This is a genomic window from Kitasatospora sp. NPDC059973, assembly GCF_042737525.1.
Lineage (GTDB): Bacteria > Actinomycetota > Actinomycetes > Streptomycetales > Streptomycetaceae > Kitasatospora.
This window is the reverse complement of the sequence record NZ_JBHWUI010000131.1, coordinates 1-24,017: the sequence shown is the minus strand read 5'-3', so window position 1 is coordinate 24,017 and position 24,017 is coordinate 1. Positions and strand designations below refer to the sequence as shown.

The following is a 24,017-nucleotide window of genomic DNA, read 5'->3' as shown; positions in this document are numbered from 1 at the left end:
AGGTCCTCGCCGCCCAGGGCCCCGGCGCCTGGCCCGTCTGCTCCGTCAAGGCCGGCCTCACCAAGTAACACCCCCAGCACCACCCGCCACACCCGCCCACCCCGGGCACGACAACGCCGCCGCACCCGACCACCCGGTCCGGTCCAGCGGCGTCGTGGCACACCCGGACACCGAAGCGAACGGGCCGCTACCGCGCGAGCCGCCCCAGCAGCCCGGAGGCCGCCGCGCCGAGCCCCGAGGCCGGCGTTCGACCACGCGCATCGCGGCCCCCGGGCCGGCACACCCGCCACCCGGTGCGGGCCCGCGGCGGGACCAGCAGCAGAGCGAGGTCGGGCAGGTCGGCGGCGGTCGGGGGCTCCGACCGGCCGGCAGACCCCGGCCCGGCGCGCCCCCGCCGGGCCGGGCCGCCGCTACGGGACCGGCTGCGGCTGGGTGACGCAGTGGATGCCGCCCCCGCCGAGGCCGATGTAGTCGATGTTCAGCTGCTCCACGACCCGGCCGGGGAAGAGCGACTGGAGCTTCGCCTTCGCCGCGGCGTCGGCCCGGGAGTCCCCGAACTGGGCGGCGATCACCGCGCCGTTGACGACGTGGAAGTTGAGGTAGGAGTCGACGAACTTCGGGTCGCGCGAGCGGACGGTGTCGGGGCCGTCGACCCGGATCACCTGGAGCCGGCGGCCCCGGGCGTCGGTGGCCCGGGAGAGGATGTCGAACTGCTCGCGGGCGTCCCGGGCCCAGACGTCACTGCGGTCCGCCGGGGGCAGCTGCACCAGGACGACGCCGGGCCGGACGAACCGGGAGGTGACGTCGATGTGGTCGTCGGTGATGTCCTTGCCCTTGATCCCGGGGACCCAGATCATCCGGTCCGCGCCGTACACCTCCAGCACGGCCTCCTCGATCTCGTCCCGGCTCATGCCCCGGTTGCGGTTCTTGTTGACCAGGCTGCTCTCGGTGGCCAGCAGGGTGCCGTCGCCGTCCGTCTCGACCGACCCGCCCTCACCGACGAACTCCGCGTAGGAGAAGGGGAGTCGGAGCATCTCGGCGATGCCGCGGGCGACCTCGGCGTCGTCCCGGTGGGTCTGCTTGTTCCCCCAGCCGTTGAAGTTGAGGCCGACGGCGTCGAGCCGCCCGCGACCGTCGCGGCGGAACACCGGGGCGGTGTCCCGCATCCAGAGGTCGTCGGTGGGGACGGCGTCGGTCACCGTGACGGCGGGGCCGCAGGCGGACCGGGCCTCCTGGACGCTGTAGCCGTCCGGGGCGCACATGACCACCGGCTCGAAGCGGGCGATCGTCCGCGCGATCAGCGCGATGTCCTGCTGGACGCCCGCCAGCTGCCGGCCCCAGACGGACTTGCGGGACGGCCACGACATCCAGGTGCGGGCGTGCGGGACGTCGTCGCGGTCCACCCACCACTGCGGGAGCCCCGCCTCGGCGTGGTCGGTCCGCCCTGCCTCCGGGACCGGACCGCGCGGGGGCTCCGCTCCGAAGAGTCGGCCGAACAGGGAACGGCCGTCGCCCTGGTTGTCGCTCATGCGGATCTCCAGAATCAGGTATTGCCCACCGGGTGACCGGTGGCCTTGCCGTGGGCGGTCGGGCCGTCGTACCCGGCGCCACGGCCCCACTCTCGCACTGACTGAAAATTCAGTCAAGAACACGGACCTGGGTGTGCCCCGCCGAGTCGGGACCGCTCCCCCGGGCGCGAACGGGCGCGAACGGGCGCGAACAGGTCCGAACCGGGCCGGTCCGGACCTCGGCGTCTAGCGGCGCAGCCGCTCCAGCTCGATGTCGATCGCGCCGCTCATCAGCTCGCGCGCGTGCTCCCCCGGCAGGCTGCCGCTGAGCCACCGGACGCTGAGCCCCTCCATGAGCGCGGTCAGCCGCTCGGCGGAACTCGCCAGCGCGGCGGCCCCGTTCATCGGCCGCACCTTGCCCAGCAGGTCGGCGACCTCCTGCACCCACACCAGCGTCGCGCGGGCCAGGTCCTCGCGCAGGTCCGGGTCGAACACCGCGCTCGCCCGCAGCTCGCCCCAGGCCGTGCTGTTCTCCCGCACCTCGGGGGTGTCCTGGAGTTCCAGCAGCAGGGTCTGCTCCAGCTCGCCCCGGGCGTCCAGCGGCGGGGCGTCCGGGGCGCGCTCGGTCGTGTAGCGACCGGCCCGGTCGTTGATGAACTCCAACGTCGCCCGGAGGATCCCCGCGCGGTCCTTGAAGTGGTAGTAGATCAGCGCGGTGGACACGCCGGCTTCGGACGCCAGCTCCTCCACCCGCAGCCCGCGGACACCGCGCCGGGCGATGACCCGCGCGGCCGCTTCCATGATCAAGGTTCGACGGTCAGCCACGAGGGATCATCCTACCGGGAGGTCCGCCCGGCGGATGCCTCCCGACCCGAACCTGACTGAAACTACAGTCGGGGCTATGATCCGGTGCGATCCCGGACACCGGCGTAGCGGTGGGCCCTCCCACCGGGCCGGCGCCGCCACCCTCACTCGATCCGCCTCACTCGATCCGCTGGTCACCCGGTCGACCGCGTCACCCGGCCGACCCGAGGACGACCGGGTCCCGGGCGAGGTCGGCCAGCAGGGCGTCCAGCTTCGCCCGGTCGACCGAGGGCATCACGAAGACGTGCACGTAGCTGCGGCGGGTGGTCTCGTCGCCCGGGACCATCAGCACGTCCTGGGAGGACAGCGACCACTTCGCCACCAGCTCGGGGCTCGGCTTGCGGAACCGCACGGTGACCGCGCCCGGGGTGCGGGCCGGCCAGAGTTCGGCGCCCGTCTCCCGCTCGATCCCCCGCAGCCGCCGCTCCAGGTACCCGGCCAGCTCCTGGGCCCGGCGTATCCGGTCCACCTGGTCCTGGTAGGAGTGCCGGGACAGGTGGTCCCAGATGACCAGCGGGGAGAAGCCGTTGCGGGAGCCCGCGAAGGTGGTGTCCGGCGCGCCGATGTACTCCGGCTGGGACGGCGGCGAGATCTGGTACTTGACCTTCGTCATGTAGATGCCGCAGGGCCAGGGCGCGCCGGGCCACTTGTGGCCGCTCATCGCGATCGAGGAGACCATGTCCAGCTCGCCGTGCTCCCGGGTGGGCAGCCTCAGGCCGAAGTCGTACTCGGGCAGCTCGACGTCGGGGGTCCAGCCGTACGCCGGGTCCTCGTTGGCCAGCCGCAGGAACGGCGCGTAGCCGGCGCCGAGCGCGCCGTCCACGTGGATCCAGAAGCCCCGGCGCAGGTCGACCAGCGGCTCCCCGGTCCGCGGGTCCGTGCCGTAGACCACCTGGCGCTCGACCAGGCCGTACCGCTCGAAGATCGGCAGCAGCCGCTCGCAGACCTGCCGGACGTCGTCGTGGGCGCCCTTGAAGGTGCTGCCGAGGTTGAGGTTCACGAAGACCGGGTGCCCGTTCGCGGCGAAGAACTCGACCAGCACCGCGAGGGCGTCGACGTCGATCTCGCCCGGGCCGTCCCAGGAGAGGCCCGAGGGGCCGGGGCGGGAGGGCACCTCAGTGGGCCACTCGCGGCGCCCCGTGGCGGGGTCGACCAGCGGGCACCGGTCCGCGTACTTCTCCAGGCCCACGGCGTGGAAGGTCTCGACACCCAGCACCCGCACCGCCTTGGCGAAGGAGTAGTGGGTGTCCTCGGAGTAGAAGGCCACCGGCCGGTGCGCGTTCGGGTTGTCCCGGTCGGGCGCGGCCTGCACGTACCGCAGGGCGTCGAACGGGGCCGTCGGCGGCTGGATCAGCGCCTTGCCGCTCAGGTAGTCCCGGGCGTTCCAGAGCGCGTACATGTTGCCCTCGGTCGAGCCCATCGAGAGCATGTAGCCCCAGTAGGACTCGGGGTCGGCGGGGTCGTGCGGCCGCTCGGCGTTCCACAGGGCCGCGTAGTAGTCGAGCACCGCGCGCTCGACCACCTTGGTGTTCGGCTTGTAGCCGCCGCTCTGGAACGGGTCCCCGAGGTTGTTGATGTTGTTCGGCATGAACCGGGCCAGGTCCAGTGCGCAGCCCTGCATGTCCTGGGTGGCCTGGTAGCCCACCAGGTGCCGGCGCTTGCGGGTCAGGTACTCGTCCACGGTGTCCAGGGCGCGCAGGCGCCGGTCGTCGTCCAGCCCGCCGGTGGGGAGCACGAAGTCGCGGCCGTCCAGCTCCGCCCCCGGGTCGACGGCGGTCGCGGCGGCGAAGGTGGCGGTCGGGCTCATGGGCGCGGCACTCCAGGGTGTTGGTGTGGGGGGCGACGTGGGGGTCGCGGTGGGGGCCGCACGGGGTCGCCGCGGGCCGTCCACCGGCGGGGAACACCGCAGGGGCGTTCGACGCTCGCGGTCAGGATGGAACTTCCCGGCGCCCGGGGGAAGTTCCTCCGCACAAGATTCGGTGGCACGGCCCGAGAGCTTGCGGATCGGCGGAAACGGCTGGAATCCTGCCCGGCATGCCGAACATTCCACCGACCCGCAGAGCGCCCGTCGACGACGTGGACCGGGCGATCCTGCGCGTCCTCTCCGACCACGCCCGGCTGCCCAACAACGCGCTCGCCGAGGCGGTGGGCATCGCCCCCTCCACCTGTCTGGCCCGGGTCCGCGCCCTCCAGGAGCGCGGGATCATCCGGGGCTTCCGGGCCGACGTCGACCCCGCCGCGATCGGCCTGCCGCTGCAGGCGATGATCTCCGTCCGGCTGCGCGCCCACACCCGGGAGCAGAACGAGAGCTTCCGCGGCACCGCCCCCGACCTGCCCGGCGTCCTGGCGGTGTTCCACATGGCGGGGTCCGACGACTACCTGCTGCACGTCGGCGTCGCCGGGCCCGAGGGCCTGCGCGACTTCGTGGTGGACCACCTCACCACCCACCCGGCGGTGGCGCAGACCCGGACCAACCTGATCTTCGAGCAGATAGCCGGCCGCCGCTACCTCGGCGACCCGCTCCCGGCGACCGGCTGAGCGGCCGAGCCCCCGGCGAGCGGCGGGTACCGGGGTACCCGGGCCCGCCGGTGCGGCACGTCCGGCCGAATCGGAGGAGCATCGAGTGCGGGGGCGACCGCGGCGGCCGCGCCCGCCGGTACGGCGGCACTCGGTGCGGCGGCGCTCGGCGCGGTCGGCCGGGCACGAGGAGGAAGGCCATGATCGTCGACTGCGCGCACTACCGCGACGGACGCCGCCAGCACGAGGGCCCCATGCCGCTGGAGGAGGCGGCCGCGCGCTGCGCGCAGGGCGGCTTCGTCTGGCTGGGCCTGTTCGAACCGGCCCCCGAGGAGCTGGCCACCGTGCGCGAGGGCTTCGGACTGCACGAACTCGCGGTCGAGGACGCCCAGGCCCACCACCTGCGGCCGAAGGCCGAGCGGTACGAGGACGGCACCGAGCTGATCATCCTGCGCACCGCGCGCTACGACGACGACCGCGAGGAGGTCGACTCCGGCGAGATCAGCGTCTTCCTCGCCGAGCACTTCGTGATCACCGTCCGCCAGGGCATCGCCAGCGAGCTGGCCGGCGCCCGCAACCGGCTCGAACGCAGCCCCGAACTGCTGCGGACCGGCAGCACCTCTACCCTGTGGGCGATCCTCGACCAGGTGGTCGACAGCTACGCGCCCGTCGTCACCGAACTCGAACGCGACATCGAGGAGATCGAGGCCACGGTGTTCTCCGGCACGGTCGCCCCGACCGAACGGATCTACTTCCTGCGCCGCGAGGCCACCGACTTCTACCGGGTCGTCCACCCCCTGCTCGCCGTGCTCGCCCGGCGGCTCCAGCCCGGCCGGTCGGCGCCCGAACTGCTGCCGTACTTCCGGGACGTGCACGACCACCTGCTGCTGGTCAACGAGGAGGTCGCCGCCCAGCGCGACCTGCTGGCCACCGTCCTGGAGGCGAACATCGCGGTGATCTCCGTCGAGCAGAACCGGATCAATCTCCGGCAGACCGCCACCATGGAGCGGCTCACCATCGTCGCGACCGTCTTCCTCCCGCTGTCCTTCGTGGTCGGCTTCTTCGGCCAGAACTTCGGCTGGCTGGTCGACCACATCGGCAGCCTCAGCGCGTTCGTCGCCCTCAACGTCGGCGGCCTCCTGCTGCCGTGCCTGCTGCTGTACATCTGGCTGCGCCGGCGGCGCGCCCGCCCGGCGCCGCCGGTCCCGGGGGCGAACAGCGCCGTCCGGCACACCCCGAGGGCCCCGATGGGGTAGGGCGGGCCACCGCCCGCGGCGGATACCGGCCACCTGGCGCGCGGCCTGTTCCCCACCCGCCCGCCGAGGCGTAGCGTGACCGCGTGAACGCGGACCCGCTCTCCCGGCACGACGTCGTGATCGTCGGCGGCGGCCACAACGCCCTGGTGGCGGCGGCCTACCTGGCCCGGGCCGGCCTCCGGGTGCTGGTGCTCGAACGGCTGCCGCAGGTGGGCGGGGCGGCGGTGTCGGCCCGGGCGTTCGCGGGCGTGGACGCCCGGCTGTCGCGCTACTCGTACCTGGTGAGCCTGCTGCCGCGCCGGGTCGTCCGGGACCTCGGGCTCCGGCTGGACCTGCGGCGGCGCCGGATCTCCTCCTACACGCCCACCGTCCGGGACGGCCGGCCGACCGGTCTGCTGGTGGACGCCGCCGACCCCGCCCGGACCGCGGCGTCCTTCCGGGCGCTGACCGGTGACCCGCGCGAGTGGGAGGCCTGGCAGAGCTTCTACGCGGCGACCGGGAAGCTCGCCGAGCGGGTGTTCCCGACGCTCACCGAGCCGCTGCCCGCCCGGGCCGGGCTGCGCCGGCTGGTCGCGGACGACGCCGTGTGGGAGTCGTTCTTCGAACGCCCGCTGGGCGAGACGATCGAGCGGACCTTCACCGACGACCTGGTCCGCGGCGTGGTGCTGACGGACGCGCTGATCGGCACCTTCACCCACGCCCACGACCCCTCGCTGCTGCAGAACCGCTGCTTCCTGTACCACGTGATCGGCAACGGGACGGGCGACTGGGACGTCCCGGTCGGCGGGATGGGCGCGGTGACGGGCGCGCTGGCCGAGGCGGCGCTGGCGGCCGGCGCGGAGATCCGGACCGGCTGCGAGGTCACCGCCGTCGCCACCGACGGCACCGGAGAGGCCGAGGTGTCCTACCGCCACCGGGGCGGCGAGGCCACCGCGGTGGGCCGCCGGGTCCTGGCGAACGCCGCCCCGGCCGTCCTGGCCCGGCTGCTGGGCGAGGACCCCGGGCCCGCCCCGGAGGGCGCCCAGCTGAAGGTCAACATGGTGCTGCGCCGGCTGCCACGGCTCCGGGACCCGGCTGCGGATCCCCGCGACGCCTTCGCGGGGACCTTCCACATCGCCGAGGGGTACCGGCAGTTGGAGACGGCCCACGCCGAGGCGTCGGCCGGCCGGATGCCCTCGGTGCCGCCGTCGGAGATCTACTGCCACACCCTCACCGACCCGTCGATCCTCGGGCCCGAGGCGCTCCGGCAGGGGCTCCAGACGCTCACCCTGTTCGGACTGCACATGCCCGCGCGGCTGTTCACCGACCCGGCGGCCAAGGAGCTCGCGCTCGCGGCGAGCCTGGCCCGGCTCGACGAGGTGCTGGCCGAGCCGCTCGCCGACTGCCTGGCCACCGACGCCGCCGGGCGGCCGTGCGTGGAGGTCAGGACCCCGCTGGACCTGGAGCGGGAGATCGGCCTGCCGGGCGGTCACATCTTCCACCGGGACCTCGCGTTCCCCTACGCGACCGGGGAGCCGGACGGCGCCGCCGCCCGCTGGGGCGTGGCGACGGCGCACCCGAACGTGCTGCTGTGCGGCGCGGGGGCGGTCCGCGGCGGCGGCGTCAGCGGCATCCCCGGCCACAACGCGGCGCAGGCCGTCCTGGAGGACCTCGGGCCGTAGCCGCCGAACGGCCGCCGGCTCAACGCACCGGCAGGTCCAGCACGGCCGGGTCGGCCGGCGTGGAGCCGAAGGTCACGGTGGAGCCGGACGGCGTGCGACCGCCGTAGAGGGCGTCCCGGGTGCCGAGCACCAGCGCGAGCCGGTGACCGGCGGGCAGGTCGTAGGCGGTGGCGAAGAGCGTGACGTCCAGCGGGAACGGCTGCCCCGGCGTCCGGTCGGACCAGCTCTGCGGGCCGTGCGAGATCAGCCGGCCCACGCCCAGCGCGTCCACGTCGTAGAGGTAGGCGACGGCCGTGCCCTGCGGGGCGGAGGCGGTCACCGTGGTGTGCACCCGGGCCGCGCCGCGCACCGCCAGGCCCCGCGGCCGGGGCGGCGACTGCCGGACGACGGCGGCGGAGCGGTCCAGCAGCGGGACGACCGCGGTCGGCGCCCGGTGGAGCACCTGGTCCGCCAGCCCGGACAGCAGGGCGACGCCGCCGCTCGCCCCGGAGACGGCGTTGCCGCGCAGCGTCGACCGCCAGTCCCCGGCGGCCGGTCCGCCGAGGTCCTCGGCACCCAGCGCCAGCGTCTCGGTACGGGAGCTGACGGCCTGCCAGTCGGGGTGGGCCTCGTGCGCGCCGGTGGGGCGGACCGCCAGGTCGACCGGGGGCCGCGAGTCGCCGGGGGCACCCTTGAGGTACTGGTCGAGCCAGGAACGGGCGCTGCTCCAGGCGGCGTTGGAGAAGCCGAGCAGGCCGGTGAACTCCTGGCTGGCATGGTCGCCCGGGCGCAGTTCGAGGCGCTTGGGCCCGGTGAGGCGCTGGTAGAAGGCCGTCACCTGGCCGGGGTTGAAGAAGCTGTCGCCCCAGGCGTTCGCCAGCAGGACGGCGGTGCCGTTGGCGTTGATCCGGTCCAGGTAGCGGGCCGGTGAGCGGGTGTCCGCCCACCGGACGACCTCGGGCAGGTCGCGGTCGGCGAAGAGGTCGTCCAGCACCCGGCTGAACTCGGGGCTCCGGCGGCCGGTCGGCGCCTGGATCCCGGCGAGCACCGCGGCCGCCTGGACGTGCCGGGTCTGCCCGCTGTACAGCGAGTCGGTCAGGTCGGCCCAGCCGCTCAGCGAGGCGACGGCCTTGATCCGGGGGTCGAAGGCGGCGCCGAGCAGGGTGAGGCCGCCGCCCAGCGAGAGCCCCACCATGCCGATCCGCTCCGGGTCCGCCGGGGTCCGCGCCAGCGCCCAGTCGATCACCGTGGAGATGTCGGCGACGTCCTTCGGCCCGGCGACGTCGACCTCGCCGCCGGAGCCCCAGAAGCCGCGCACCGTGTAGGTGACGACCACGTAGCCCGCGGCGGCGAGCGCGTGGCCCTGGGCGACGTACTCCAGGTCGTTCTGCCCCCAGCTGGCCGGCTGCACCACCAGCGGGTACCGCCCCCGCGGGTCGGCCCCCGGACTGCCGGGGGCCGGGGTGAACACGTCCGCCTTGAGCACCACGCCGTCGTTCGCCGGGATGTCGGCCAGCCGGAACGACCCGACGGCGCCGGCGGCGAGGCCGGCGGCGGGGCCGCTCGCGGGGGTCGCCGCCGGCGCCGCCGCGGAGGCGGGCCGGGCGACGGCGGCCCCACCGAGCGTGAGCGCCGCCACCAGGACGGCACTGGCCGCCCGGCGGCGGGGACGGGGGTGGGATCGTTCCATCACTTCTTCCTCTGCCTTCGAACCACTGGAATCACGCGAATCCTCGGAGCCCGCTCGGAGCGACTCGGATCGCTCAGATCGCTCGGAGCGACTCGGATCGCTCGGATTACGGAGGCCACTCGGACCACGCGGACAACACGGACCGCACGGACCTCGCGACTCCGCCCGGCCGTCGAGCCTAGCGAGCTGATGACCCATCAGAGGAGGTGATGATCAGCCACATTACTCGCCAGTAGCCGTCGATGGATCACCCCACCGCCCCGACCCACCCCCGCCGATCGGCAGGGTCGCCGACCCGCCGAACGTCCGCAATGCGGCGTCCGGTGCCCGGTCATCGGGCATGATCACTTACGCTACTGAGCAGTCATCAGTTCGACGGATGACCGAACAGCACATGAACCATCGAACAACCAGGGGGAAACCGTGCTCCGTCGCATGTCCGCACTGACCGTCTCGGCCGTTCTCGCCGGTGGCCTGCTCCTCGCCGCCGCGCCCGCCCAGGCCGCGCCCGCCCAGGCCCGCGCCTCCGTCTCGGTCAACATCGGTGAGCTGCAGGTCCAGGCCGCCAAGCTGCGCCAGCAGGCCCAGCGCCTGCGCAGCCAGGGCCACTTCCAGGAGGCCAACGTCACGGACGCCCGCGCGGCCGCCATCGAGGCGCAGATCCGCCGCTACGAGGAGTGCGAGCGCAGCGTCCACTGCTGACCGGTCCACCCGGGGGACCCCCGCGTCGCGGCGCCCCGGCGCGGCGACGCGGGGGTCTCTCCGTGTTCCCCGCTACGGCCGGCCCGGGGCGGCGGCGCCGCCCGGCCGTCGGGTGTGGGCGAGGAGCGCCGGGACGACGACGTCCCACGTCCCCTCGGGAAAGACCTCGTGCCCGGTGCGTTCGAGGGCGATGAAGCGCGCGCCGGGAATCTCCGCCGCCAGGGCGCGCCCGTGCTCGACCGGGAACAGCGGGTCCTCGTCGCCGTGGAGCACCAGGGTGGGCGCGGTGATCCCGCCGAGCCGGTGGCGCCAGGGGCGGCCGGCATCGAGGAGGTAGGGGTTGGTCGACTGGGCGGCGATGTCGGCGGCGTGGTCCACGACCCGGGCGGCCAGCCGGCGCACGGCGTCCTCGTCGAACGGCCGCGAGACGGCGGCGAAGGGGCGCTCGCCCTCGACGATCGAGGCGATGACGGCGTCCCGGTCGGACCAGTCGACCCCGCCCCCGCCGTCCGCTCCGGCCTCGCCGTCACCGTCCTCCACTCCGGTCTCGGACCCGGCCCCGGGCCCGGCCTCGGACTGGGCCTCGGACTGGGCGAAGAAGGCCGCGAGCCGGTCCGACATCGGCGGGAGGTCCGCCTGCTCCCGTCCGGGGATGCCGGGTGTGGACGACGCGCAGGTGAGCGTGGCCACCCGGTCCGGGTGGTCGAGGGCCAGCAGCTGGCCGACCGCGGCGCCCTGCGACATGCCGACGACGTGGGCCGCGCCCAGGCCGAGGGCGCCGATCAGGGCGGCGGCATCGTCGGCCAGGTCCGGCAGCCCGTACGGCGGGGCGCCCACCGGGTAGGTCGTCGATCCCCCCGCGTCGCGGCTGTCGTACCGGACGACGAACCTGCCCCCGTCGGCCAGCCGCCGGACGAAGCCGTCGCTCCAGTTGAGCGCGCAGTGGCCCGCGCCGTGGATCAGCAGGACGGCGGGATCGGCGGGATCGCCGAGGAGGTCGGCGCTCAGCTCCGCGCCGTTGACCTTGAGGATGCGCCGGCCGGTCGTCATCGGGCCACTCCTTCGAGGATTTCCCGTCACGTGTCACGACGACCCTACGGCCAGGCGGGTCGTTCCCCGGCGAACGTCCGCACCCGACCGGTGGGTGGTGCGCTTCGGTCCCGTCGCCCGTGGGCAGCCTTCCCGGGCGGGGGCACGGATGCGAGTAGGACGGCATGCGCCAGGACGAGGCCAAGCACTTCGACGAGCGGACGGCGGCGGGTGACACCGCCGCCGAGCCCGGCGGCGCGGCCGATCCCGAGGCCCGCTACCGCCGTTCCTCGGCCTTCCTCATCGACGAGGCCCTCGGCTTCCTCTTCCCCGCCGCCCTCCGCGCCGCCGCCGACGTCGGCGTGGCGGACCACCTCGCGGACGGCCCCCGTACGCCCGCCGAACTCGCCAGCACGACCGGCCTGGACGCCCGCAGCCTGTACCGGGTGCTGCGCCTGCTCGCCACCCGGGGCGTGGTGGCGGAGGACGACGCGGGCCGGTTCACGCTGACCGACGCCGGGCAGGCGCTGCGCAGCGACGTCCCCTGCTCGGCCCGGACGGCCGTCCAGATGCTCACCGACCGCACCATGTGGCAGCCGGCCGGCGAGCTGACGAGCTGCCTGGCCGAGGGCACGGCGTCGTTCGAGGGCATCTTCGGCATGCCGTTCTTCGACTGGTTCGCCCAGGACGCGCGGACCGCCGCCGTCTTCCACGGCGGCATGGCGGCGATGTCCGACGCCGAGAACGCGGTCATCGCGGCGGCCTACGACTTCCCGGAGACCGGCACGGTCGTGGACGTCGGCGGCGGCCACGGCGGCCTGCTGCTGGAGGTGCTGCGCCGCAACCCGGGCGTGGCGGGCGTCCTCTACGACCGCGCCCACGTCCTGGCCGGTCACCGCCTCGACACCGACAAGGAGATCGCGGGCCGCTGGACGCTCGCGGAGGGCGACTTCTTCGCGTCCGCACCGCCCGGCGACATCCACCTGCTCAAGCGCATCACGCACGACTGGGACGACGAGACCTGCGTGACCCTGCTGACCAGCTGCCGCCGCTCGCTCCACCCGGGCGGCCGCGTCCTGGTCCTGGACGCGGTGGTCCCCCGGGGCAACGCCCCGCACCAGTCCAAGACCCTGGACCTGATGATGATGGCCTCCCTCACCGGCCGCGAACGCACCGAGGCGGACTTCGCCGCCCTCTTCGAGCGCGCCGGCCTCCGCCTCTCCCGCGTCCTCCCCACCCCCACCGTCCTGTCCGTGGTCGAGGCCATCCCGGCCTGACGGGACATCAGATACTGCTCGAAGGCGGTGGGCCCGGCTCCCGGGTCGAGTCGGCGGGGAGGAGTTCGGCGGTGCGGTGGGCGACCTCGTGGTGGAGGGCGTCGCGGACGACCCGGACGGCGGGGTGGGTCACCGCCTCGCGCCGTACGGCCAGCGTGATCGGCAGCCGGATGTCGACCTCGTCCGGCAACAGCCTTCGCAGCAGGGCCCTTTCGGCGAGGAAGGCCGGCAACACGCCGATCCCGGCGCCGAGTCGGGTGGCTTCGACCTGGGCGAAGACGTTGGTGGAGGAGAACGCGGGTGTGACGCCCGGCAGATGGCGTTCGATGTCGAGGTCGCCGACCTGGAGCATCGAGTCGATGTAGAAGATCAGCGGATGCTCCCGCAGCTCGGTGACCGAGCCGGGCGGGCCGCACCGCGCGAGGTACTCGTCGGCGGCGTACAGGCCCAGCGCGTAGTCGGTCAGGTGCTCGGTCACCAGGCGGCTGCGCGGTGGCCGGCCGATCGCCAGGGCGAGGTCGAAGCCGGCCGGGCGCAGATTCAACTGCCGCGTGGCCGTGATGAGTTCGACGCGCAGTCGGGGGTGGCGCCGGCGTACCCGGGCCAGTGCCGGGGTGGCGAAGACGGTGCCGAAGCCGTCCGGGGCGCTCACCCGGACGGTGCCGTGCAGGGACGGCGCGTCCTGACCGGAGACCGCGTCGACGACCCGGACGAGGGCGTCCTCGATCGCGCGGGCGCTGTCCGCGACGGACCGGCCGGCGTCGGTCAGTCCCCAGCCCTCCGTGCCGCGTTCGATCAGCCGTACCCCGAGGCTCTTCTCCAGCGCGGTGATCCGGCGGGACACCGTGGTGTGGTCCACGCCGAGCGCGTCGGCCGCGCTGACCAGGCGGCCCGTGCGGGCGACGGCGAGCAGGTACCGCAGGTCGTCCGCGCGGAGTGCGCGCGGATCGGGGCCGCCGTGCTCCGGCCGCGGCGGCGGCTCCGGGTCGTCGCCGACCGGGCGGGTACGGGAGGGCACCGGGGCAGCGTATCTGCATTCGCGCACACCCCGTCTGCACGATTGGTGCTTGAGCGCACGACTCGGGGGCGGCAGAGTCGGGGCACCGTCGGCCGGCGCACCCGGCCGCCGTTCCTCCCAGCGTCGAGAGGGTCCCCCATGGTCGCCGGCCTGTCCCTGCCCCGGATCGTGCGCGTCGGCCGGGGCGCCGTCGAGGAACTGGGCGACGTCGTCGCCGGACTGGGGCTGAGCCGGCCCCTGCTCGTCACCGACGCGTTCCTGGTCGGGACGGGCGTGGCGGAGCGGGTGACCGCGACGCTGCTCCGGGCCGGGCTGAGCCCTCGCCTGTTCTTCGGCACCGTGCCCGACCCGACCACCGACTCGCTGACCGCGGGCCTGGAGGCGCTGCACGGGCACCGGGCGGACTCGGTCATCGGGTTCGGCGGCGGCAGCCCGATGGACAGCGCCAAGGCGCTCGCCCTGCTGGGCGTCCAGGGCGGTCGGATGCGCGACTACAAGGCGCCGCGCGTCAACCACGGGCCGGCGCTCCCGGTGATCGCCGTCCCCACCACCGCCGGCAGCGGCTCGGAGGCGACCCAGGTCACCGTCATCACCGACAGCGGCACGGACGAGAAGATGCTCTGCCTGGGCCCGGCGTTCCAGCCGGTCGCCGCCGTCGTCGACGCGGACCTGACCCTGTCGATGCCGCCCCGGCTGACCGCCGACACCGGCGTCGACGCCCTCACCCACGCCGTCGAGGCGTACGTCAGCCGCAAGGCCAACGCCTTCTCCGACGGTCTGGCCCTCACCGCGATCGCCACCATCGGCCGCCATCTGCGCCGCGTCTACGCGGACGGTTCGGACGCCGTGGCCCGCGAGGCCATGATGCTCGCCGCGACCCAGGCCGGGATGGCCTTCTCCAACTCCAGCGTCGCCCTCGTGCACGGCATGAGCCGTCCGATCGGCGCCCACTTCCACGTCGCCCACGGCCTGTCGAACGCGATGCTGTTCCCCGCGGTGACCGCCTTCTCGGTGGCCGCGGCCCCCGGCCGGTACGCCGACTGCGCCCGCGCCCTGGGCGCCGCGAGCGCGACGGACGCCGAGGGCGCGGCCGCCGCCAAACTCGTCGACGCCCTCCACGAGCTCTGCCACGACCTGGCCGTCCCCACGCCCCGCGCCCACGGCGTCGACCCCGCCGCGTGGGCCCGGCTGACGCCCCTGATGGCCGAGCAGGCCCTGGGGTCGGGCTCCCCCGCCAACAACCCCGTCGTGCCCACCGCCGAGCAGATCCAGGAGCTCTACGCCCGGATCTACGCCTGATCACCGCCGACGCCCGCCGGGCTCACCCGCCGCAGGGCCAGCCGCGCGTAGGCCCGCACGTCCGCGTCGGAGTCGGCGAGCCGTTCCCGCAGGCCCGCCGCGACCGCCGGGTCACCGGTGGACCGGGTCAGGGCCCGTACGGCGGCCTTGCGGACGTCCGGGTTGTCGTCGCCGAGCAGGGCGACCAGCGGGGGCAGCAGCCCGGCGGCGCCGAGCGCGCCGGCCGCCGCCTTGCGGACCTGCCAGGCCGTGTCCGGCACGGCGGCCGGCGCGGCCAGTTCGGGCGGGCAGCCGATGCCCGCCGCGCCGTCGAAGGCGGCGGCCCGTACCAGCGGGTCGGCGTCACCGGCCAGCCGGAGCAGCGCCGGCGCGGCGGTGCGGTCGCCGATGGTGCCGAGTCCCTCCCCCACCGCGACCCGCACCTCCCGGGCGGAGTCCCCCGCCGCGGCCACCAGGGCGGTGGCGGCGTCGAGCGAGACCAGCCCGCGCACCGCCTGCAGCCGGACCGGGACCTCGGCGTCGGCCAGAGCGGCCGTGAACAGCTCCGCCGAACCGGTCCGCAGCACCCGGGACAGCTCCAGCACGCCCGCCCGGACCACCGGGTCGGACGACCCGGCGGTCCGCTCCACGGCCGCGCCGAGCGAGCCGTCCAGCACGTCGGCCAGCTCACGGAGCCCGGCGACCGCCGCCGCCCGGACCGGCCCGTCGGGGTCGCCCAGGGCCTCGGCGAGCGCCGCGCCGGTACCGGCCGGCGCCGCCTCCGTCAGCACCGCCACCGCCGTCCGCCGGACCTCGGGGGCCGGGTCGGCGAGGTACGGCGCCAACCGGTCGAGGGCGGGCTGCTGTTCGGCGAGCCGCAGCAGTTCGAGCAGCCGGGGCGAGGCGGGCACGGTCGGCGCCGCCTCCGTCCGGGCGGCGGGCACGGCCGTGCCGGTGCGCCCGACCGGCAGCGGGTGGACCTCGCCGAGCACGGTCACCGGGAGCTCGGGCGGCTCCAGGCCGTCCACCGGCACCAGGTAGGGCGCGACCGGCCGGGTGAGGAACTCCATCGCGCCGGCGGCGTTCTTGCGCAGGTTGAGGTGGCTGAACCACCGCTGGTCGTCGCGCTCCGGGTGGTCGACGCGCTCGTGGTACAGGCCCCAGCGGCTCTCGGTCCGGGCCAGCGAGGAACGGGCGGCCATCTCGGCGCAGTCCCGGATGAAGTCGACCTCGACCGCCCGCATCAGCTCGTGCGGGGTCCGGGCGCCCATCGCCGCGAGCTCGCCGCGCATCCGCTCGAAGTGTTCGAGCGCCACCGACAGCCGCGCTCCGGTCTTCGGCGGTGCGACGTAGTCGTTGACGAAGCGCCGCAGCTTGTACTCGACCTGCGGCTGCGGTGGTCCGTCGGGGTTGCGCAGCGGGCGGTAGACCAGCTCGTGGGCGGCCGCGAGCTGGTCCCGCGGCAGCTCGGCGCGGGCCGGGGGGAGGTTTCCGGCCGCGTGGGTGCCGGCCAGGTCGCCGAAGACGAACGCGCCGATCATGTAGTTGTGCGGGACGCACGCCAGGTCGCCCGCCGCGTAGAGGCCGGGCACGGTGGTGGCGGCGTCCTCGTCGACCCAGACGCCGCTCGCCGAGTGCCCGCCGCACAGGCCGATCTCGGAGATGTGCATCTCCACGTCGTGGGTGCGGTAGTCGTGGCCGCGACCGGCGTGGAAGGTGCCCCGGCTGGGCCGTTCGGTGGTGTGCAGGATGGACTCCAGGGCCCGCACCGTCTCCTCCGGCAGGTGCGTGGTCCGCAGGTACACCGGGCCTCGCTCCGAGCCGAGTTCGGCGGCGAACTCGGCCATCATCTGCCCCGACCAGTAGTCCGAGTCGACGAACCGCTCGCCGTGCCGGTTGACCTGGTACCCGCCGAACGGGTTCGCCACGTAGGCGCACGCGGGCCCGTTGTAGTCCTTGATCAGCGGGTTGATCTGGAAGCACTCGATGCCGCTCAGTTCCGCGCCCGCGTGGTACGCCATCGCGTAGCCGTCCCCGGCGTTGGTCGGGTTCTCGTACGTCCCGTACAGGTACCCGCTGGCGGGCAGGCCGAGCCGGCCGCACGGGCCGGTGGCCAGCACCACCGCGCCGGCTTCGACGGTGACGAACTCCCCGCTGCGGGTGTCGAATCCGGCCGCGCCGACCGCCCGGCCGCCGGAGGTGAGCACGCGCACCGGCATCACCCGGTTCTCGATGGTGATCCGCTCGCGCATGTGGCGCTGCCGCAGGACGCGGTAGAGCACCTTCTTGACGTCCTTGCCCTCCGGCATCGGCAGCACGTAGCTGCCCGAGCGGTGCACCTGCCGGACCAGGTACTCGCCGTACTCGTCCTTCTCGAACTTCACCCCGTACCGCTCCAGCCGCTGGACCATCGCGAAGCCGCGGGTGGCGGTCCGGCGCACCGTGCGCTGGTCGACGATGCCGTCGTTGGCGCGGGTGATCTCGGCGACGTAGTCGTCCGGGTCCGCCCGGCCTGGGATGACGGCGTTGTTGACACCGTCCATGCCCATCGCCAGCGCACCCGAGTGCCGCACGTGCGCCTTCTCCAGCAGCAGCACGCTCGCACCGGCCTCCGCCGCGCTGATCGCGGCCATCGAACCGGCGGTACCGCCGCCGACCACCAGCACGTCACAGCTCAGGCGCCGGGCGTCGGCGAGGTCGGGGATCTCCATGGTGCACCTCTCACTTGGGCTTGTCTGTACGTGCGCCGCTCCGGGCGCTCACGGCCGCGACCGCGCCGGCACGCGCTCCTGCACCTGCGCCGGCACGGCGGCTTCGCGCCTACGACCGCACCTGCTCCAGCACGCGCTCCCGCAGCGCCAGCACGGCGGGCTCGCGGCGCGCGGCCGCGTCCCGCGCGTGCGGGACGGCGTGCACGGCCGCCACCGTCCCGCCGCCGAGCACCGCGACGCGGTCCCCGAGCAGCAGCGCCTCGTCCACGTCGTGCGTCACGAACACCACGGTGCAGCGCTCCTTCTCCCACACCGTCAGCAGCAGTCGCTGCATCGCGGCCCTGGTCTGCGGATCGAGCGCGCCGAACGGCTCGTCCATCAGCACCGCCCGCGGCGCCCCGACCAGCGCCCGCGCGAGCTGGACGCGCTGGCGCTGGCCGCCGGACAGCTCGCGCGGCAGCCGCCGCTCCAGCCCGGCCAGCCCCACCCGGGCGATCCAGCCGTCCACCGGCGCCCGCCGGTCGGCCCGCGGCACCCGCCGGACCGCGAGCGGGAGTTCGACGTTCCTCCGCACGCTCCGCCAGGGCAGCAGGGCGTCCTCCTGGAACACCAGCGCCCGCTCCGCGTCGGGCCCGCGCACCGGCCGGCCGTCGGCCAGCAGCTCGCCGCCGGCGGGCGGCAGCAGGCCGGCGAGCACCCGGAGCAGGGTGGACTTGCCGCCACCGGAGGCGCCGACCACCGTCAGCACCTCGCCCGCTCCGACCTCCAGGTCGACACCGCTCAGTACCGCCCGCCCGGCATGTCCGACGCTCAGCCCCCGGGCCGTCAACCGCACGCTCATACGCCCACCTCCACCCGTTCCGGCCGCTCGACGCGCGCCTGCGCCGCCACCGCACCGCTCCCCTGCGGACCGGCCGGCGGCAGCCAGGCCGTCAGCCGCCGCCCGACCAGCTCGACCGCGCCGGACGTGGCCCAGCCGAGCAGGCCGATCGTCACCATCCCGGTGAACACGCCCGGGTAGTCCAGCACCGTGTACGCCGACCAGGTCCGGTAGCCGACGCCGAACTGTCCGGAGACCATCTCGGCGGAGATCACGCAGATCCAGGCCACGCCGATGCCCACCGAGAGCCCACCGACCACCCCGGGCAGGGCGCCCGGCAGCACCACGCTCCACAGCACCCGCCCGCGCCCGCCGCCCAGCGTCCGCACGGACTCCTCCCAGACCGGGGGCACCGCGCGCACCGCGTGCCGGGTGGCGACGGTCACCGGGAAGAAGGCCGCGACGAAGGTGATGAACACGATGCCCTGCTCGTTCTCCGGGAAGAGCATGATCGCCACCGGTACCAGGGCGATCGCCGGGACCGGCCGGACCACCTCCAGCACCGGGCCGAGCAGATCGGCCGCCCACCGCGAGCGCGCGGTCAGTACCCCGACCGCCACGCCCAGGACCGCCGCGAGCAGGAACCCGCTGCCGATCCGCCGCAGGCTGTCCGCCAGGTCCTGCCAGTACTGCCCCGTCCCGAGCTGCCGCCAGAGCGCCTCGCCGACCTGGCCCGCCGTCGGCAGGTGGTCGAACCTCACCCAGAGCCGCACCCGCCGTACGGTGAGCAGCTGCCACAGCCCGACGAACGCGACCAGCGCTCCCGCCCGCACCAGCCTGCGCCGCGCGGTCACGACGCCGCCAGCGCTTCCCGGTACGTCAGCGGCCGGGCGCCCGGGTGGGCGGCCAGGTAGGCCTTCGCGCCGTCCTCCGTGGTGAACGGCAGCAGCGAGCCGCCGTCCTGCACCCACTGGTCCCTGTCCGCGAACCAGCGGGTGCCGGTCGCCGCGTCCGGTACGTACGCCGCCCGGACCTTCGCCCCGGCCGCCTTGAGCGCCCGCAGCAGGCAGCCCGGGTCGGCGGCCGGGTGGGTGGCGTCCTCGCCGTCGTACCAGATCTCGCCGGCCAGGGCGGGATCGGTCACCGGCCGGCCGCAGACCGGGTCGGTGCCCGTGATCCGGGCGGATGCGACGGCCGGCAGCGCGGCCTTCTCCTGGTACGAGGGGTCGATGAACCGCTCCACGTCGAGCGCCTTCAGCACGCCGACGGACTTGAGGAACGGCACGTCCTGGCGCAGCGCGTCGAGCAGTCCGGCGTCCAGCGGGGTGGCGAAGGTGGCGATGCCGCCGGGGCCGTTGTAGAGGTGGACGACCTCGGCGGCCAGGCCGGTGGCCTCGGCGACCTCGCGGCTGGCGTCAAGCGGGTGCTCGTTGAGGAACCGGGTGGCGTCCGACTGGGCCCGCAGGAACGCCTCGACGACCCCGGGGTGTGCGGTACCGTACTTCTGCCGGATCACCACCCCGTGCAGGGTGGGCCGGCCCAGGGCGGCGCCGTCGTAGAGCAGCCGGCCGTCACCGGCGAACACCACCGCGCCCGGCCAGGCGACGAACTGGGCGAGGGCGTCCACGCTCCCGGCCTTCAGCGCCGAGGCGCCGACCGCGGGCTGCTGGTTCTGCTTCTGGATGTCGCTCTCCGCCACTCCGGCCCGGGCCAGCGCCTGGACGAGCGTGCCGTCGGCGGCCGAGCCGACCGAGGTGGAAACCTTCCGGCCCTTGAGGTCGGCCAGGGTGTGCGCCGGCGAGGAGTTCGGCACCACGACGCCGTTGAGCGCGCCGAGCAGGTTGTAGCCGGTCACCGAGATCAGCCTGGTGCCCGGTCCGCCGGCCTCCTGGGCCCGGGAGCCGTTGATCAGCAGCGGATAGTCGCCCATCGACCCGATGTCGATCTTCTCGGCGAGCATCTGGGCGGTGATCGGGGCGCCGGAGTCGTAGTCCTGCCAGGTGACCCGGTAGTGCCGGCCGTCCTTCGTGCCCTGCTCGGCGAGGCGCTGCTCGAAGTAGCCCCGGGCCCGCAGCAGGGTGCCGGCGGTGACGGTGTTGATGGTCTTGGACTGGTAGCCGACGACCACCTCGACGGTGTCGCCGGAGGCGCTCGCGGAGGAGCAGGCGGTGGCGGCGGCCAGCACGGCGGCGGCCGTCGTCGTTCTCAGCGCGCTTGCGGTGCGAATCATCTGTTGGTCCCTCAGCGAAGCAGATAGGGCATGTTGACGGTGACCGCCCCGGTGGGGCAGCGGGCGGCGCACGGGCCGCAGTACCAGCACTCGTCGACGTGCATGTAGGCCTTGCCGCTGTCCTGGTGGATGGCCAGCGAGTCCAGTGGGCACATCTCCACGCAGAGCGTGCAGCCGGCGATACAGAGCGAGGCGTCGATGGTCACGGGCACGTCGGAGCGGTGGTCGGCGAGCGTCATGGGGCGGGTCTCCCTCAGGTCAGGTCGCGCAGCAGCCGGCCCTGCATGGTGATCCGGTCGCCGCGGAAGCGGATGTACTCCAGGTCGACGGGCCGGCCGTCGGCCAGGGTGGTGAGCCGTTCCAGCATCAACAGGGCCGATCCGCGCGGGACTTCCAGCACGGTGGCGGAGTGCGCGTCGGCGTTGACCGCCTCCAGGGTGATGTCGGCCCGGCCGAGCGGCTGGCCGGCGATCTCCTCGATCAGCCGGAAGATGTCGTGGTGCGCCAGATCGGTGGCGTCCAGCCCGGCGCCGATGTCGGGCGCCAGGTAGGTGAGGTCGAGCGAGAGCGGCAGCCCGTTCAGCCGCCGCAGCCGCTCCACGTACACCACGTCCGCGCCCTCCGGCAGGCCGAACCGGCGGGCCACCGGGCCCGGTGCGCGGACCGGGCCGAACGAGCGGACCTCGTTGACCACCTCGCCGTGCTCGTGGAGCGTCTCCGCCAGGCCCTGCAACCGGTTCAGCCCGTGCGGCACCTTGCCGGCCACGACCAGCGTCCCCGACCCCGGCACGCGGCGGACGAGGCCCTCACCGCGCAGCAGGTCCAGCGCCTCCCGGACGGTGTTGCGGGACTCGCCGAACTCCTCCGCCAGCTGGTCCTCGTGGGGCAGCGGGCCGTCCTTGAACACCTCGCTCAGCACCTGTTGCCGCAGGACGTCCGCGACCTGCCTGGCCCGGTCGGCCCGTGGGCGCCGGACGCCGGGGCGGACGGTGTTCTCGCTGGTCATCGGGGCTGCTCCGGACATCGGCGGGTGGTTCGGCCAGAACCCTAGAGCCGAACCCGCCGGTTCTTCGTTGCCGCCGCGTTACGCCATCTGACCAGCCATCACGACCACCTCCGACCTGCGGGAACACCGCCCGGCGCGACCGAACTGCCACCCGGCGCCGCCGCGCCGGGCACCCCCGTCCGCACGGTGCGGTGGCGCCGGGTCGGCCCCGCCCGGGCGGCCGGTCGAGGCGGCGCGGCCGGGCGGGGCCTGCCCCGCGGCCCCCGGGTCAGTTCGGCGCCGCGGCCACGGCCACCGGCGACGAGCCGCCGGGCACCAGCAGCCGCGGCGCCCCGCCGCCGTCCGCCGGCACGCTCCAGACGTCGGTGCCCTTGCCGCCCTGGCCGGGCAGCGCGTACCCGAGGGTCTCCCCGTCGAGCCAGACCGCCTGGTCGTCCACGCTGCGCGACTCGGCCAGCGGGTGCTCGCCCATCCCCGCCAGCTCCAGCACGTGGAGCCGCCAGGGCGCCGCCGGGTCGGCCGAGACCTTCTTCTTGAAGGCGATCCGGGTGCCGTCCGGCGAGAGCGAGGGGCACTCCACGTTCTCCCGCAGGGTGCGGGCCGACCAGGCCCGGAGGTCCCCCTCGACCAGGTGGGTCCGGCCGCCGGTCGAGACGGTGGCGTAGAAGCGGTTGTCGTCGGCGGCGAAGCTGACGCCCCAGTAGTTGACGTCGGCGGCGTGGTAGCGGGCGCCGTCGACGGTCAGCGGGATGGACTCGATGGACTTGACCAGGTAGCCGGTACGCAGGTCCAGGACCGACGTCCGGGTGGAGAAGGTGCCCGCCGCGTAGGAGTCCCCCACCGCGAAGGCGGTCCAGGCGAGCAGGTGGCCGGAGGCCGACACCCGGGCCCGGTTCGGGATCCCGGGCACCGTCACCGACTGGAGCTCGGTGAACTTCCGGTCGTACACCACCGCCTGGGTCCGGGCCGGGGTGCCGGGCAGGGCGCGCAGGCACAGCGCCCGGTCCGCCGCGGCGTGGAAGCGGACGCAGGACGGGCCGTCGGCCGCCCCCGGACTGCGGGCGACCCGCCCGGTGGCGGAATCCCGGTAGTAGAGCCCGGGCTCGTCCAGGGTGAACGAGCTCGCGGCGGCGACCAGCCGCTGCCCGCCGCCGCGTTCCCTGGCGTGCAGGACGTACCCCAGCGAACCGCCCAGCAGCACCAGGGCCGCGGTGATCAGCACCAGCGAACGCGCTTTCACGAGACCTCCCTCTCCGGCCGCTGCGGCAGGATCCGCCGTGCCGCGACGAGTGCGGCGGCCAGCGCGAGCGCGGCCGCCGCCAGGGCCGGACGCGGCCCCCACCACGTCCAGGCCGCACCGAAGCCCGCCGCGCCGACCAGCCGGGCCAGCGCCTGGCCGGTCTGCAGCACCGCGAGCCCGCTCGCCCGGCCGTCGAGCGGCAGGACCGGCCCGGCGAGTGCCATCAGCACACCGTCCGTGGCGGCGTAGAAGACGCCCAGGAGGACCAGGACGAGTACGGTGGCCGGCCAGCCCGGCGGGGCCATCACCACGAGGTAGGCCGCGAGCAGCGCACCGTGCCCCCAGAGGAACGGGGTGCGCCGCCCGGACCGGTCCGCGATCCGGCCCGCCGGTACGGCCAGCAGCAGGTAGCACGCCGCGGCGCCGAGCGGCAGCAGCGGGAAGAGCAGGGCCGGCAGGTCCAGGCCGCGCTGGAGCAGCAGGTAGAGGAAGGAGTCGCCGATCGTCGCGGCGCCCAGCAGCACGGCGGCCGTGACGACCCGCCGGAACACCGGGTCGCCGAGTGCCCGGGGCTTCTTCCCCGTCCTGCCGCGCTCGCCTTTCCTCCCACGCTCGCCGACTGCCGGCTTCACGCCGGCCGCCGGCCTCGCCCCGGCCGGGACGAAGAGCACCAGCACCAGCACGCCGAACAGCCCGGTGGCGAAGCTGACCACGAAGACCGCGTCGTACGCGTCCGCCGTCGCCCAGAGCACCACGAACGCGACCAGGGGGCCGAGCAGCGCCCCCGTGGTGTCCATCGCCCGGTGCACCCCGAACGCCCGGCCGAGCTCCTCCGGCGGCGCGCTGAGCGAGATCATCGCGTCCCGCGGCGCGGTCCGCACGCCCTTGCCGAGCCGGTCGGCGGCCAGCGCGGCGGCGATCCCGGCGGCCGCGCCGCCGGCCAGCAGCAGCCCGAGCCGGGAGAGCGCCGACAGCAGGTAGCCGACCCCGGCGACCGTCCGGTGCCGGCCCCCGCCGCGGTCGGCGAGCTTGCCGCCGAGCAGCCGGACCAGTGCCGTCGCCCCGTTGAACAGCCCGTCGAGGAAACCGAATTGAAGCGGCGAGAGGCCGAGCCCCAGCACCAGGTAGAGCGGCAGCACGGCGGTGACCATCTCCGAGGAGACATCGGTGACCAGGCTGACCGCGCCGAGCGCGACGACCGTGCCCGGGACGCGCCGTCCCGCCCCGGCGG

At 74.8% G+C, this 24,017-nt stretch carries 20 protein-coding genes; 6 read left to right on the top strand and 14 right to left on the bottom strand.

Features of this window, described 5'->3' with window-relative positions; all coding sequences use genetic code 11:
* Positions 1-410: 410 nt before the first annotated feature.
* From ACFWA9_RS28935 to ACFWA9_RS28925, 3 genes are all read right to left on the bottom strand, one after another.
* On the bottom strand, positions 411-1,529 hold the full coding sequence (locus tag ACFWA9_RS28935; protein WP_380390852.1) for an agmatine/peptidylarginine deiminase: 1,119 nt from the start codon (positions 1,527-1,529) through the stop codon (positions 411-413).
* 225 nt (positions 1,530-1,754) lie between these two features.
* The gene (locus tag ACFWA9_RS28930; RefSeq protein ID WP_380390854.1) at positions 1,755-2,309 is read right to left on the bottom strand and encodes a TetR/AcrR family transcriptional regulator; all 555 of its coding nucleotides are present in this window, start codon (positions 2,307-2,309) and stop codon (positions 1,755-1,757) included.
* A 214-nt stretch (positions 2,310-2,523) separates the two neighbouring features.
* Positions 2,524-4,179, bottom strand: coding sequence for a histidine decarboxylase (locus ACFWA9_RS28925; protein ID WP_380390850.1), 1,656 nt, complete (start codon positions 4,177-4,179; stop codon positions 2,524-2,526).
* 227 nt (positions 4,180-4,406) lie between these two features.
* On the opposite strand from ACFWA9_RS28925, the gene ACFWA9_RS28920 reads away from it, so the two are divergent.
* The 3 genes from ACFWA9_RS28920 (at position 4,407) to ACFWA9_RS28910 (ending at position 7,806) form a co-directional block, all read left to right on the top strand.
* Positions 4,407-4,910, top strand: a complete 504-nt coding sequence (locus ACFWA9_RS28920) for an Lrp/AsnC family transcriptional regulator (protein WP_380390848.1) — start codon at positions 4,407-4,409, stop codon at positions 4,908-4,910.
* 179 nt (positions 4,911-5,089) lie between these two features.
* Complete coding sequence (locus tag ACFWA9_RS28915; protein WP_380390846.1) at positions 5,090-6,145, top strand: magnesium and cobalt transport protein CorA; 1,056 nt, start codon at positions 5,090-5,092, stop codon at positions 6,143-6,145.
* An 83-nt stretch (positions 6,146-6,228) separates the two neighbouring features.
* The gene (locus tag ACFWA9_RS28910) at positions 6,229-7,806 is read left to right on the top strand and encodes a phytoene desaturase family protein (protein WP_380390844.1); all 1,578 of its coding nucleotides are present in this window, start codon (positions 6,229-6,231) and stop codon (positions 7,804-7,806) included.
* Between the two features lie 19 nt (positions 7,807-7,825).
* Here the strand turns inward: ACFWA9_RS28910 and ACFWA9_RS28905 are convergent, their stop codons facing one another.
* The gene (locus tag ACFWA9_RS28905) at positions 7,826-9,475 is read right to left on the bottom strand and encodes a CocE/NonD family hydrolase (RefSeq protein WP_380390842.1); all 1,650 of its coding nucleotides are present in this window, start codon (positions 9,473-9,475) and stop codon (positions 7,826-7,828) included.
* Between the two features lie 435 nt (positions 9,476-9,910).
* On the opposite strand from ACFWA9_RS28905, the gene ACFWA9_RS28900 reads away from it, so the two are divergent.
* Positions 9,911-10,177: a hypothetical protein gene (locus tag ACFWA9_RS28900; RefSeq protein WP_329491065.1), complete on the top strand. Its 267-nt coding sequence runs from the start codon at positions 9,911-9,913 to the stop codon at positions 10,175-10,177.
* A gap of 72 nt (positions 10,178-10,249) precedes the next feature.
* On the opposite strand, the gene ACFWA9_RS28895 is transcribed toward ACFWA9_RS28900, so the two are convergent.
* On the bottom strand, positions 10,250-11,227 hold the full coding sequence (locus tag ACFWA9_RS28895; protein WP_380390840.1) for an alpha/beta fold hydrolase: 978 nt from the start codon (positions 11,225-11,227) through the stop codon (positions 10,250-10,252).
* A gap of 164 nt (positions 11,228-11,391) precedes the next feature.
* Here ACFWA9_RS28895 and ACFWA9_RS28890 point away from each other — a divergent pair, with 164 nt between their 5' ends.
* Positions 11,392-12,483 (top strand): methyltransferase, encoded by a 1,092-nt coding sequence (locus tag ACFWA9_RS28890; protein ID WP_380390838.1) that lies wholly within the window; start codon positions 11,392-11,394, stop codon positions 12,481-12,483.
* Positions 12,484-12,490: 7 nt separating this feature from the next.
* Here the strand turns inward: ACFWA9_RS28890 and ACFWA9_RS28885 are convergent, their stop codons facing one another.
* Positions 12,491-13,501: a LysR family transcriptional regulator gene (locus ACFWA9_RS28885; RefSeq protein WP_380390836.1), complete on the bottom strand. Its 1,011-nt coding sequence runs from the start codon at positions 13,499-13,501 to the stop codon at positions 12,491-12,493.
* 138 nt (positions 13,502-13,639) lie between these two features.
* On the opposite strand from ACFWA9_RS28885, the gene ACFWA9_RS28880 reads away from it, so the two are divergent.
* A complete protein-coding gene (locus tag ACFWA9_RS28880; RefSeq protein ID WP_380390834.1) occupies positions 13,640-14,800 on the top strand; it encodes an iron-containing alcohol dehydrogenase in 1,161 nt (386 codons plus the stop codon).
* Here ACFWA9_RS28880 and ACFWA9_RS28875 read toward each other — a convergent pair.
* The 8 genes from ACFWA9_RS28875 to ACFWA9_RS28840 form a co-directional block, all read right to left on the bottom strand.
* The gene (locus ACFWA9_RS28875) at positions 14,791-17,490 is read right to left on the bottom strand and encodes a fumarate reductase/succinate dehydrogenase flavoprotein subunit (protein WP_380390832.1); all 2,700 of its coding nucleotides are present in this window, start codon (positions 17,488-17,490) and stop codon (positions 14,791-14,793) included. The two genes, ACFWA9_RS28880 and ACFWA9_RS28875, sit on opposite strands and share 10 nt — an antisense overlap.
* A 109-nt stretch (positions 17,491-17,599) precedes the next feature.
* A complete protein-coding gene (locus tag ACFWA9_RS28870; RefSeq protein ID WP_380390830.1) occupies positions 17,600-18,331 on the bottom strand; it encodes an ABC transporter ATP-binding protein in 732 nt (243 codons plus the stop codon).
* Positions 18,328-19,164, bottom strand: coding sequence for an ABC transporter permease (locus tag ACFWA9_RS28865; protein WP_380390828.1), 837 nt, complete (start codon positions 19,162-19,164; stop codon positions 18,328-18,330). Before ACFWA9_RS28865 ends, ACFWA9_RS28870 begins: the two co-directional genes overlap by 4 nt.
* Positions 19,161-20,540, bottom strand: a complete 1,380-nt coding sequence (locus tag ACFWA9_RS28860) for an ABC transporter substrate-binding protein (RefSeq protein ID WP_380390826.1) — start codon at positions 20,538-20,540, stop codon at positions 19,161-19,163. Before ACFWA9_RS28860 ends, ACFWA9_RS28865 begins: the two co-directional genes overlap by 4 nt.
* Positions 20,541-20,551: 11 nt before the next feature.
* Complete coding sequence (locus tag ACFWA9_RS28855; RefSeq protein ID WP_380390824.1) at positions 20,552-20,779, bottom strand: ferredoxin family protein; 228 nt, start codon at positions 20,777-20,779, stop codon at positions 20,552-20,554.
* A gap of 14 nt (positions 20,780-20,793) precedes the next feature.
* Positions 20,794-21,546, bottom strand: a complete 753-nt coding sequence (locus ACFWA9_RS28850; RefSeq protein WP_380390822.1) for a GntR family transcriptional regulator — start codon at positions 21,544-21,546, stop codon at positions 20,794-20,796.
* A gap of 268 nt (positions 21,547-21,814) precedes the next feature.
* The gene (locus ACFWA9_RS28845) at positions 21,815-22,786 is read right to left on the bottom strand and encodes a TolB family protein (protein ID WP_380390820.1); all 972 of its coding nucleotides are present in this window, start codon (positions 22,784-22,786) and stop codon (positions 21,815-21,817) included.
* Positions 22,783-24,017, bottom strand: a 1,235-nt coding sequence (locus tag ACFWA9_RS28840) for an MFS transporter (RefSeq protein WP_380390818.1), incomplete at its 5' end; no start/stop codon positions are given. The genes ACFWA9_RS28840 and ACFWA9_RS28845, both read right to left, overlap by 4 nt.

Excerpts from the sequence above, each read along its gene's own strand:
- ACFWA9_RS28935 (WP_380390852.1), bottom strand. The coding sequence starts at position 1,529 with ATGAGCGACAACCAGGGCGACGGCCGTTCCCTGTTCGGCCGACTCTTC.
- ACFWA9_RS28930 (WP_380390854.1), bottom strand. The coding sequence starts at position 2,309 with ATGGAAGCGGCCGCGCGGGTCATCGCCCGGCGCGGTGTCCGCGGGCTG.
- ACFWA9_RS28925 (WP_380390850.1), bottom strand. The coding sequence starts at position 4,179 with ATGAGCCCGACCGCCACCTTCGCCGCCGCGACCGCCGTCGACCCGGGG.
- ACFWA9_RS28920 (WP_380390848.1), top strand. The coding sequence starts at position 4,407 with ATGCCGAACATTCCACCGACCCGCAGAGCGCCCGTCGACGACGTGGAC.
- ACFWA9_RS28915 (WP_380390846.1), top strand. The coding sequence starts at position 5,090 with ATGATCGTCGACTGCGCGCACTACCGCGACGGACGCCGCCAGCACGAG.
- ACFWA9_RS28905 (WP_380390842.1), bottom strand. The coding sequence starts at position 9,475 with ATGGAACGATCCCACCCCCGTCCCCGCCGCCGGGCGGCCAGTGCCGTC.
- ACFWA9_RS28900 (WP_329491065.1), top strand. The coding sequence starts at position 9,911 with ATGTCCGCACTGACCGTCTCGGCCGTTCTCGCCGGTGGCCTGCTCCTC.
- ACFWA9_RS28895 (WP_380390840.1), bottom strand. The coding sequence starts at position 11,227 with ATGACGACCGGCCGGCGCATCCTCAAGGTCAACGGCGCGGAGCTGAGC.
- ACFWA9_RS28890 (WP_380390838.1), top strand. The coding sequence starts at position 11,392 with ATGCGCCAGGACGAGGCCAAGCACTTCGACGAGCGGACGGCGGCGGGT.
- ACFWA9_RS28880 (WP_380390834.1), top strand. The coding sequence starts at position 13,640 with ATGGTCGCCGGCCTGTCCCTGCCCCGGATCGTGCGCGTCGGCCGGGGC.
- ACFWA9_RS28875 (WP_380390832.1), bottom strand. The coding sequence starts at position 17,490 with ATGGAGATCCCCGACCTCGCCGACGCCCGGCGCCTGAGCTGTGACGTG.
- ACFWA9_RS28870 (WP_380390830.1), bottom strand. The coding sequence starts at position 18,331 with ATGAGCGTGCGGTTGACGGCCCGGGGGCTGAGCGTCGGACATGCCGGG.
- ACFWA9_RS28860 (WP_380390826.1), bottom strand. The coding sequence starts at position 20,540 with ATGATTCGCACCGCAAGCGCGCTGAGAACGACGACGGCCGCCGCCGTG.
- ACFWA9_RS28855 (WP_380390824.1), bottom strand. The coding sequence starts at position 20,779 with ATGACGCTCGCCGACCACCGCTCCGACGTGCCCGTGACCATCGACGCC.
- ACFWA9_RS28850 (WP_380390822.1), bottom strand. The coding sequence starts at position 21,546 with ATGACCAGCGAGAACACCGTCCGCCCCGGCGTCCGGCGCCCACGGGCC.